At 39.9% G+C, this 11,943-nt stretch carries 6 protein-coding genes; 3 read left to right on the top strand and 3 right to left on the bottom strand.

All coding sequences use genetic code 11. The features are described from left to right. Window positions 1-205: 205 nt before the first annotated feature. The 3 genes from EWU22_RS02765 to EWU22_RS02755 form a co-directional block, all read right to left on the bottom strand. Window positions 206-1,873, bottom strand: coding sequence for a RagB/SusD family nutrient uptake outer membrane protein (locus tag EWU22_RS02765; RefSeq protein ID WP_130924316.1), 1,668 nt, complete (start codon window positions 1,871-1,873; stop codon window positions 206-208). Between the two features lie 13 nt (window positions 1,874-1,886). Then, window positions 1,887-4,814 carry a SusC/RagA family TonB-linked outer membrane protein gene (locus tag EWU22_RS02760; RefSeq protein ID WP_130924431.1) on the bottom strand — a complete coding sequence of 976 codons (2,928 nt, stop codon included), beginning with the start codon at window positions 4,812-4,814 and terminating at the stop codon, window positions 1,887-1,889. Between the two features lie 282 nt (window positions 4,815-5,096). Then, entirely contained in the window at window positions 5,097-6,116 is a 1,020-nt protein-coding gene (locus EWU22_RS02755) for a LacI family DNA-binding transcriptional regulator (RefSeq protein ID WP_130924315.1), read from the bottom strand. Between the two features lie 176 nt (window positions 6,117-6,292). On the opposite strand from EWU22_RS02755, the gene EWU22_RS02750 reads away from it, so the two are divergent. Genes EWU22_RS02750 through EWU22_RS02740 form a run of 3 tightly spaced genes read left to right on the top strand, consistent with a single transcriptional unit; the run spans window position 6,293 to window position 11,923 of the window. Beyond that, on the top strand, window positions 6,293-7,663 hold the full coding sequence (locus EWU22_RS02750) for an MFS transporter (protein ID WP_130924314.1): 1,371 nt from the start codon (window positions 6,293-6,295) through the stop codon (window positions 7,661-7,663). Between the two features lie 4 nt (window positions 7,664-7,667). Then, complete coding sequence (locus tag EWU22_RS02745) at window positions 7,668-9,137, top strand: DUF1501 domain-containing protein (protein ID WP_109321861.1); 1,470 nt, start codon at window positions 7,668-7,670, stop codon at window positions 9,135-9,137. Further along, window positions 9,134-11,923 (top strand): DUF1553 domain-containing protein, encoded by a 2,790-nt coding sequence (locus EWU22_RS02740; protein WP_130924313.1) that lies wholly within the window; start codon window positions 9,134-9,136, stop codon window positions 11,921-11,923. The genes EWU22_RS02745 and EWU22_RS02740 overlap by 4 nt, the downstream gene beginning before the upstream one ends. The last annotated feature ends 20 nt before the right edge of the window (window positions 11,924-11,943 follow it).

Below are 11,943 nucleotides of genomic sequence, written 5' to 3'. Positions count from 1 at the left end.
TTGATTTTTCAAGAATAAATACAAAAAAAAGGGTCTGATTAAATTCAGACCCTTTATAAATAATTAAATCAACGAATGTATTCCAAACATGGAGAAACTGCCAATTTTATCAAATACTTGAATAGGTTTAGAGGCAATTTCTGGGGATTTTTACCAACGCTGTCAAGGTTTAAAACCTTGACAGCGTTAAGCAAAAAAACCAATATTAATACCCTGGATTTTGTTTCAGGTAACCCGTTAAGTTGGATGCACCGTCAATCGCAGTTTGAGGGATAGGGAATAAACGCATGTTTTTATCTGTGCTATTTTTCTCTGTCCATGAATCCTCGTATTTACCGAAACGAATTAAATCCGTTCTACGTTGATTCTCCCAATAGAATTCGAATCCACGCTCACGAAGTAAGGTATTCAAATCAATGCTTGTTAAAGCTGGAGCAGGCTTTGTACGTGCTGCACGAACAGCATTTACATCCACTAATGCACCTGCTGCATCAGATTTACGCAATTTTGCCTCAGCACGCATCAAATAAGCATCCGCTAAACGAATGATTACGATATCTGCCTCACCAAAGTTACGTCCTGAAGAAGACTTCTTCGAGAACTCATATTTCTCTACACGATATCCTGTGCTATAATCACTACCCGCTGTAGTGAAATTCACATCTAATGAATGTATCACTAAAGGATATGGAGCTTTACCACGTGTATTATACAATGGCCCAACTTTGTATTTACCATCTGCACATTTTACAAATGCACCACTTTGGTAAACTAAACCATATTGTTGACCTCTTAAAATACCGCGGTCAATGTTGTATGAATTACCATCCACACATTCTACAGTAGGGTCAACATTTTTCTTATAAAAACGAGGATCTGCATCAGCTGGATCAACAGTTCCATAAGCATTTACCCATGAACGATAGAAGTCTGGCGTAATAGCTGGACCGTCAGTACCGTTAGCCGCTGGATAAGCAGGTAATGGACGTTGATCATTGGCTAAAGAGAAATAAGACATACGGTTGTGTCCATTCAATTCAGCACGTTGATCTACAGCGAAAATCAACTCCTTGTTAGTATGGTTATCATTTCCGAAAATCGCAAAATAATCAGATGATAAAGCATATTGTCCAGAACTGATAATCTTTCCTGTATACTCAATTACTTTGTCCATATCAGCAGCTGAATGATTCAACGTCGCTCCATAAGGATCACGGTAAGCCGCCGCATTTAAGTGTAATTTGGCTAATAATCCCCAAACTGCACCTTTAGTAATACGACCAGGACCTGTAGTTGTTTCTACAATTGGCTCAATTGCCAATAACTCTGTACGGATATATTCTACCGCTTTGTCCGTTCTCAAAATAGTCGATACATCTCCCAATTCTTCTTTTTGGAAAGCAATACCGAACAAATCCAACATCAATAAATTGTAGTAAGCACGCATTCCACGAGCTTCAGCAATGTATAAATTAGCTGATGGGTCCTTGTTTACTTTCAAAGAGTTGATTGCAGTTACTGAACGAGAAAGTCCTTGTAAAATCAAGTTCCAAGTATTTCTTACGTTAGGATCAGTACTCGTCGTTTGGTGACGATGCAAAGACAAATAGATACCATTATCACCCCAGTCAGTACCTCCACGATATGGAAGGATAGCCTCATCTGTAGAAATTTCAGTTAAAGCAAACAAGTTGGTATGTTGGTAAATACTAGGCAATAAAGCGTATGCAGGAGCCAATATTCCGTCTGCCGCCTGTTTATCAGTAACGGTAGTGGCATTGTACTCATCTAAAATGATCTCATTCAAATTGGTACAGCTGTAAAAAGCCATCATACCAAAAAGAACTATGGTTATTTTTCCTATCTTTTTCATTTTTGTTTAACGATTAAAATGTAAGATTTAAGCCGAAGATGACAGATTTAGCTTTTGGATAGCTCAAGTAGTCAATTCCATAAGATAATACTCCGTTCATAGAACTATCCTTATTAACTTCTGGATCAAATCCATCGTAATTGGTAGCAATCCACAAGTTTTGTCCAGTTACAGACAAGCGTAAAGCTGAAACCCACTTACTAATTCCTAACTTCTGGGTGTTAAATGTATATCCCAACGTAGCGTTGTTCAAACGTAAGAAACCACCATCTTTTAAGAAACGTGTTGACACTGGAGCCGCATTACTATTAGACTCTCTCGAATCAGCATAAGCGGCTGGAGTAGTGTTGGAGTTTTTAGCAATTTTCAACTTGTAGAATGCAGAGTTTGCCGTGTTATCATAAATTTTATTTCCAGCAACTCCGTTGAATTGTAATGACAAGTCAAATCCTTTGTAACCTAAATTACCAAAGAAGTTATACTGAGTAGATGGCAAAGCTGATCCTGCAGCAATACGATCTTTATCAGTAACAATACCATCACCATCTACATCACGGTAAACGCTCATACCTTTATCATCAAATCCAGTAAATTCTTTCAAGAAGAACGTACCGATAGGCTGACCATTGATATAACCATTGATGGTAGCTGAAGTTAGACCTGAACCAGAAGCTGAACCTGAAGGGATAACTGTGTAAGGAGATCCAACTACTTCGTTTTTAATCAACGTTAAGTTACCTCCTAAGCTATATTTCCAGCCAGTTTCTGTTGTTCCTTTGTATTCCAAATCCAATTCCAAACCGCTGTTATTGATCTTCATATCTTTCACGTTTGCCCAAACTGAAGAAGCAGGTTGAACTGGGTCTGAAGGAATAACTTCCAATAACATGTTGTTAGAAACTTTGTTGAAATAATCAATCGATCCAGAGAATGCTCCATTTCCGAAAGCAAAATCTAAACCAACGTTACTTTGCGTAGATACTTCCCACTGAATATCTGGATTAGCTAAACGAGAATAAGTAATCCCTGAAGGGAAAGTCGATGTTGCATCCAATGGATAAGAAGTAGTACCAGAAATTGTTGAAGTAAACAAAGGTTGAGTAATCTTCGAAGGAATCTCTTGGTTACCTGTTTGTCCCCAACCAGCACGTAATTTCAAGTTGCTGATATTTGTGTTCTTCAAGAATGCTTCTTCAGAGATTCTCCATCCTAATGAGAATGAAGGGAACACTCCGTATTTGTTGTTAGCACCAAATTTAGATGAACCGTCAGCACGTACCGTAGCCGTCACTAAATACTTATCTTTAAATTGATAGTTAAAACGACCGAAATAAGATTGTAACTCATTGATAAATGCTGAACCACCTGGTTTGTTGGTTGCCATCGTCAATTCTTGACCTACGCCAGGATTGTAGATTGGGTCAATCGGCAAATCTGCTGGGAATTTATTAATACTCCAGTTACGATATTGAACTTGAATTTTTTGATATGAATGACCTACCAAAGCAGAGAAATTATGATCTCCTTTGTCGTAAGTATATGTCAAATAGTTTTCAATCAAACGGTTAGTATTACTAGCCAAATAAGAATCTAAACGACCATCTTGTTTAGGGATATTACTTCCCAACGATTCCACATCACGAGTTGATGTTGAATTATCCACACCAAAGTTCAAGCGATATACTAATCCTTTCACAATTTTCAAGGAAGGAGAAATGCTAGCAATGGTACGATTAATCGTCGTGATATCTTTAAACAATGTCAAGCCTAACAATGGGTTAGAAGCAGTAGCATAACGAGCTAATGTACCATCCGCTGCATAAGCAGGAAGCGTTGGGTTATTCGAAATCGCTGTTCCTAATAATCCTTCTACCGATGGGCGCTCATTATTTGTGTTAGTCACGTTCAAGTTTGCATCAACTACTAAACGATCATCCCAGAATTTCTGAGTTACGTTGATACGTCCTGTGTAACGATCTAATTGATTGTTTTTCAAAATACCTTGTTGAGCTTGTGCTCCAAAAGAAGCATAGTAAGAAAGCTTATTAGCTCCACCACCTAAACTCAAATTGTAGTTTTGAGTCAATGCTTGGCGAGTAATTTCTTTTTGCCAATCTGTATTTCCTCCAAAATCTTCCAAGTTACCGCCATTAGCCACTACTTGCTTACGGAATTCCGATGCAGATAATACTGGCAATGCACGAGCAATACTGGAAACACCTAAACTAGAGCTAAAATTCAACGTTGAAACCCCAGCTTTACCTTTTTTAGTAGTAATCAATACGACACCATTGGCTCCACGAGCACCATAAATGGCTGTTGCAGAAGCATCTTTTAATACGTCAATGGTTTCAATATCCTGTGGATTCAAGAAGTTCAATGGATTACCACCACCTGTACTTGAATTGTCCAAAGCTAAACCATCAATAACGAATAAAGGAGTACTACCTGTACGAATACCTCCAGGTCCACGAATGGTAATTCCTTGGCTACCGCCTGGCTCACCTGTTGCAGATGTTACATTCACACCAGCAACTTTACCTTGCAATAATTGTTCTGGAGAGTTGATGATACCTTTATTAAACGCAGCACTTTGAACCGACTTAACCGATCCAGTTACATCACGCTTGTTTTGAGTACCATAACCTACCACAACTACTTGAGCCAAGTCAGCTGAATTAGCGACCATGGCAATTTCTAATGATGATTTAGAACCTACTGTTACTTCCTGAGTAGCATAACCTAAATAGCGAACTACTAATACCGAATTGTCATTCGGCACAGAAATAGTAAACGCACCATTTACATCAGTACTAACTCCTTTGGTTGTTCCCTTAAGAATTACGTTACCGCCGATGAGTGCCTCTTTCGTAGTGGCATCAATCAATCGACCTTTAATTTGTTTACCCGCTTGTGCATTCACATCGAATGCCCCAAGCATGAATATGCTAGCTACAAAAAATAGTACTATACGAGTACTTGCATTTCGTAACAACGCACACCATAATGGATCGTGTAATTGTTTTTTCATGAATTGATTTTTTGAAATGGTAATTTTTGGGTTTAAAAATTTTTGAAATTTACCTATTAATAATTGTAATATCTTCACAAAATTTTACGCAAACGTTTGCATTTGAGGCCATATGGCTATTACAATCTCGTAAAAGTAGAATGATTAGCTCATTACTCAAGAATTAGCATATTAAGGTATTGTTAATTCCAGCTAAGAACGAAGCGAGGACTCTCGAATGATCAGCTTAGGATCTAAGGAAATCGTAACTGGTTCTAGCTTTTGATCTTTTTTGGACAAAAACAATTTGGCTGCTTCTTCTCCAATTTTCCGGCTTTGTCTAGAAACAGAACTTAATGGAGGGTGACCAAAAGATGCTAATGGAATATCATCAAATCCAACAATAGCTACTTCATCAGGAACTGAAATTCCCATTTCCCTTAAAACAAACATGGCTGCAATACATACTTCATCATTCACCCCAAATATGGCATCTGGCTTCGAATCCGATTGCATTAGAATTCGAGTAGCCTGAATAGCACTCTCGGCTGAAAAATGTACGTATTGAATCAAATCAGCCTCAACTTGCCGACCGTGAGCAATCAAACAATCCTGATAACCCAAAAAGCGTTGTTGAGAAACACTGATTCCCGAAGGTCCATGCAAATGAGCAATACGTTGGCATCCCATGTCAATCAAATGCTTCGTTGCCATAAATGCTCCTTGATAGTCGTCCGTCACCACACGGTCCGAAGCCACACCATGGTTCGGTCGATCAATAAAAATGACTGGCAATGATCTTTGAATTACTCGATCAATATGTTCTCCTAATTGTTGGTCATAACTTTCCTGAGCCATCGAAATAAATAAGCCATCCACCCGATTTGCTAGCAATCGGTCAATGTATTCCTTTTCAATGGTGTGGGATTCATTACTCACACAGATATTCAACAAATACCCTGATTTCAATAGTATTTCCTCCATTCCTTCTAACATAGAAGACTCATGGTAGTGAGTGATGGATGGCAAAACGAGTCCCAAAGTCATGGAACAATTATTCAACAAGCTTAGAGAAAGCGTGTTTTTTTGATACCCAACCTTCAAGGCATACTCTTGAATGGTTTTCCGAGTTTCTATATTAATAGCAGGATGGTCATTCAATGCCCGCGAAATGGTAGATGGCGCACATTTAAACTTCTTGGCTATATCCTTGATGGAAACAGAATTATTCAAGATATCAGTATATTGGTAAGTATCTCAAATATATAATTTTTTTGCGTGAAAAATCGTTTTCAAGCCTAAAGGCTGTCAAGGTTTGAAACCTTGACAGCCTTAGGCGATCACAGCATTTCAGATTAGGATTTTCGAGGCAATATTGTTAATTTCATATTTTCTAAACCTTTAGTTATATGACTACTTCGAATCCCGAATTCGATAATAATAAGATTCCTGTTCAGAAACTTTGGCAAGTAATCATTGCCTCCTCCGTTGGAACCGTCATTGAATGGTATGATTTCTATATTTTTGGTAGCCTTTCAGCCATTATTTCCCTTTCTTTCTTTCCCAAAGATGACCCTACGGCAGCCTTTATTTCTACCTTAGCGGCCTTTGGAGCGGGTTTTGTAGCTCGACCATTTGGTGGCATCATTTTCGGTCGACTAGGGGATCGAATCGGAAGAAAATATACTTTTTTATTAACCCTCATTTTGATGGGAGGGTCCACTTTTGCCATTGCATTTATCCCAAGTTATTCCGACATCGGTTTAATAGCTCCAGCCATTTTACTTTTATTACGCATTATTCAAGGCCTTGCATTAGGTGGTGAATATGGTGGTGCCGCTACTTATGTGGCCGAATATGCGCCCGATGCGCATCGTGGAAAGTATACCGCTTACATTCAAACTACGGCCACATTAGGTTTTTTTGTTTCCATCATCGTTATTCTGATTTGTCAAAAAATTATGGGAGATGCTGAATTCAAAGCTTGGGGCTGGCGAATCCCTTTCGCCCTATCTGGTATTTTAGTCATTGTGTCTTATTTCATCCGTAGAAATATGCATGAGTCCCCTCTTTTTGCTCGACTAAAAAAAGAAGGTCGCTTATCTGAAAACCCTTTACGAGAAGCTTTTGCTAGTAAATCCAATCGTCGCTTGATGTTAATTGCCATGTTTGGAGCTATCGTTGGACAAGGCGTCGTTTGGCATACAGGTCAATTCTATGCTCAAATCTTTATTAATAAAATCTTGATGGTCGACTTCACCACAACCAACTTGATTATTGCTTCCTCATTGGTGGTTGGTACTCCACTATTTGTCGTTTTTGGTAGTCTATCTGATCGCATTGGGCGGAAAAAAATCATGTTGGGAGGAATGGCGCTAGCCGCTATTTTTTACTATCCCTTGTTTGCTTGGATGTCGGATATTGTTGGACAAGAGGGGACGCTCATTGATGGGGCATATCATCTAACTACCACGGGCACGGTAAAACTGGCATTTATTTGCATTCTTTTAGTCACTTTTGCGGCCATGGCCTACGGTCCTATCGCGGCATTTTTGGTGGAATTATTTCCTACCAAAATCCGATATACATCGCTTTCCATTCCTTACCATTTTGCTAATGGGGTATTTGGGGGATGTGCCCCATTTGTAGCTACTTGGCTCGGTGCGGTCACTCATTCGAATTTCTCGGGTATTTTTTATCCGATTACTCTTGCTGCTATAACAGTGATCATTGGAATTATTTATTTGCCAGAAACAAAAGGAAGAGCAATAATGGATTAAAGTCATGAACAAAATCATACAAGAAGCCATCCAACGTGAAGCCCAACTAGCTACCAGAAGACACTTTCTAAGTAGTCTTGGTACGGGATTGGGGTCCTTAGCATTAGGTAGTTTTTTGACAAATTGCAGTTCAGATTCTGGAGCTTCATTTGCCTCTCCATTAGCAGCCAAAAGCTCTCCTAAATTGGGGAAAGCCAAATCCGTGATTTTTTTGCACATGGCAGGTGCGCCATCCCAGCTGGAGCTTTTTGATTACAAACCCAGTTTGGCCAAATTCGATGGGAAAGAATGCCCTCAAGAATTATTGGCAGGCAAAAAATTTGCTTTCATTCGAGGGGTTCCCAATTTATTAGGCCCCAAAGCACATTTCGAACAAAGAGGACAAGCCGGACATTGGATTTCTGATTATCTACCTCATTTAGCCAGCCAGGCTGACCGAGTGAGCTTTCTGAAAGGAATGCATACCGACCAGTTTAACCATGCCCCCGCTCAGCTATTAATGCATACCGGATCAGCCCGGCTTGGTAGACCCAGCATGGGCTCATGGGTAAGTTATGGCTTAGGTACTGAAAACCAAAATTTACCCGGTTTCGTTGTTTTAGCTTCAGGTGGCAAAAATCCCGATGCAGGAAAGTCGGCCTGGGGAAGTGGATTTTTACCTTCCATTTACCAAGGCGTACAATGTCGGTCGGAAGGTGAGCCTATCTTGTTTATTCAAAACCCTGCGGGTGTCAATTCTGATATTCGAAAAGCTAGTATTGAAACCATTAATCAGATTAATCAAGAAACCTATCAGGAATTTGGGGATCCAGAGACTGTAGCACGGATAGCCCAATATGAAATGGCTTATAAAATGCAAAGCTCGGTTCCAGAAGTAATGGACATCAACAAGGAGCCTGCCTATATACATGAAATGTATGGAACAGAACCGGGGAAAGAGTCCTTTGCCAATAATTGCCTGTTGGCTAGAAAGCTCGTAGAACAAGGCGTGCGCTTTGTGCAACTTTTCGACTGGGGCTGGGATACACATGGAACGGGATTAGATGGTTCTGTGGATTATGGTTTACATCAAAAATGCAGGCAAGTAGATAAAGCCGCTACAGCGCTATTATTAGATTTAGAACAACGTGGCTTATTAGATGAAACTTTGGTGGTTTGGGGAGGCGAATTTGGTCGAACCCCGATGCAAGAAAATAGAGAGGGTAAAAAACTAGCTTACTTTGGAAGAGACCATCATACAGAAGCTTTTACCATGTGGTTAGCTGGTGGTGGTATCAAACCTGGGGTATCGTATGGTGAAACGGACGACCTAGGTTATTCAACCATTTCAGGCAAAACATCTGTTTATGATCTGCAGGCTACAATTCTCCAGTGTTTGGGTTTCAACCATGAGGAATTTACCTATCCTTTCCAAGGTAGAAATTTCCGTCTAACAGACGTTTTCGGCAAAGTAATTGACCCTATTTTGGCATGAAAAACCTAATCATCATTTCTATTTTAGGTTTGGCTGGTTTTTTTGTGGGAAAGCAGTTTTGGGAAAAGGAGTCGCGTATCGACTACAACACCCAAGTTAAGCCCATCCTCAATAAAAACTGTATCAGCTGTCATGGGGGTGTCAAAAAACAAGGTGGATTTAGTCTTTTGTTTCGGGAGGAAGCTTTAGGAAAAACGAAATTCAATGCTGCGGCCATCGTACCCGGGCATCCAGAAAAATCAAGCTTCATTCAACGCTTGAGCTTACAAGACCCTGAAGAAAAAATGCCTTATAAAAGGCCCCCCTTATCCAAAAAAGAAATCGACATTTTAAGTCAGTGGGTCAAAGAAGGTGCCGAATGGGGCGAACATTGGGCCTATCAACCTGTCAAGAAACCAGCAGTGCCTTATAGCTCTTGGTGGAAACAAGCTCTTTCGTGGGTAGGCATAGAAGTCGGTTGGGAAGAAAATGAAATTGACCATTTTGTTGGGGCCAAACAAGCCGAAATGGACCTAGGTCATCAATCTAAAGCAAAAAAGGCCGACTTATTAAGGCGACTAAGCCTAGATCTAACTGGTCTTAGTCCAACAGAAGCGGAGTTTAAAGCATTTGAGATGGATGATTCAAAAGATGCTTATGAAAGAAAAGTAGATGAGCTATTGAAATCTCCACGATTTGGGGAAAAGTGGGCCAGCATGTGGATGGATTTAGCTAGATACGCTGATACGAAAGGATATGAAAAAGATGATAAACGAAGTATTTGGCGCTACCGCGATTACGTCATTGAATCCTTTAACCAAAACAAGGCATATGATCAATTTATCACCGAACAATTAGCTGGGGATTTATTACCCAATCCGAATGAAAGTCAATACATCGCCACAGCATTTCATCGGAATACTGCCAATAATGATGAAGGGGGAACAGAAGATGAGGAATTTAGAGTAGCTGCCATATTAGATCGGGTCAATACCACTTGGGAAACATTACAAGGAACCAGTTTTTCATGTGTTCAATGTCATTCTCATCCCTATGACCCTATTCGTCATGACGAATATTACCAATACATGGCTTATTTCAATAATACAAGGGATGAGGATGTACCAGATGAATCTCCTTATTACCGACATTTCAAATCGTCCGATCAAAAGCGAGTGGACTCCCTCCTCCTTTTTATTAAAAGTAAATTTCCCAAAGAACATCAAACTTGGAAACAAACGATCCAATTTGTAGAACCCAAAATACATCCACATTGGGCAGATGAATTTATCAATGGTGCGCTCCAAGACAATAAGTATTTAGCTGTTCGTCCTGGAGGATCAGTTCGATTTAAGGCGGTACCAATGAATGATAAAACAGAGATGCTGATTGCTTACAAAAATACCAATGATGCTCCCTCTCAATTGGTCATTCGACAAGGCTCTTTGAAAGGGAAGATTGTAGCTCAAATAAAACTGGATACGACCTTATCCGAAAAAGATGGTCTCAAAAAAGGAAATTGGGCGCATGGCTGGACCTATGCCTTTTATACCATTCCAGCTTTAGCAGGGAAACAAGATCTCTATTGGTCATTTAATAATAAAACGTGTAAGCCCGACCAAAATACAGCTGTTATAGGTTATTGGATGTTACTACCTAAAACACCTGAAGCATTAAAAAATACGTCCTTTTTAGCATTGGCCAAACAACTCATCAGTACTCAACCAGAGGGCACGACACCCGTATTATTGGAAAATCCAGCTGAATTTAAAAGGAACACGCCCGTATTTGAAAGAGGAAGCTGGCTGGTACCCGGTAAATATGTGGAAAGATCCATCCCAAACTTATTCGCTAAGCAATACCAGAAACCTGTTCGAAATAGATTGGAATTAGCTCAATGGATGAGCAGCCCTCAAAATCCATTGACCGCTCGGGTGGCAGTTAATCGATTCTGGGAACAACTCTTTGGCACTGGATTAGTAGAAACATTGGAAGATTTGGGTAGCCAGGGACTTTCCCCTAGTCATCAAGAACTGTTGGATTTTTTAGCTTACCAATTCCAATTTACCTATCAATATAAGCCCAAAGAATTTTTAAAATACCTAGTGATGTCGGCCACTTACCAACAAAGCTCCGAGTTCACCAAAGAGTCTATTGAAAAAGATCCCAATAATCGATATTTGAGTCATGGCCCTAGAATCCGACTAAGTCCTGAACAACTACGTGATCAAGCTTTGCTTTGGTCAGGATTATTATCCGCTAAAATCGGTGGCCCCAGCGTCATGCCTGAGCAGCCTGAAGGGATTTGGAATGCTCCATACAGTGGAATGAAATGGACTAAAAGTGATGGTGAGGACCAATGGCGTAGGTCATTATATACCTATTGGCGACGTAGCAGTCCTTATCCCACACAGGTTACTTTTGATGCGGGAACTCGTGATATTTGTTTGTCCAGACGAATCCGAACCAATACCCCGATGCAAGCACTCAATGCCTTAAATGATCCTGTTTTTATGGAATGTGCATTATTCTTTGCCCGGAAGTTTCCTCAAGAAAATGAAGAAAAATTCATTGAGAAGGCATTTTATCAGCTTTTTGGGAAAGAAATCCCTTCGGCAAAAAAGAAACATTTGGTGGATTTTTACCGACAGGTACATCCAGTCTATCAAAAGGACATTCGTAAGTGCCAAGAATTTTTACATCTTTGTCCGGATAATATCATTCCCCAAGATGCGTCTGCTTTAATCGCGCGAACGCTTGTTAGTAATATTCTATTTAACCTAGATGAAAGTATCAATAAACCGTAATACTCCACAACCTCTCAAAA

The sequence above is a fragment of the Aquirufa nivalisilvae genome, from assembly GCF_004307455.1.
GTDB lineage: Bacteria > Bacteroidota > Bacteroidia > Cytophagales > Spirosomataceae > Aquirufa > Aquirufa nivalisilvae.
This window is presented reverse-complemented; position numbering and strand designations above follow the sequence as displayed.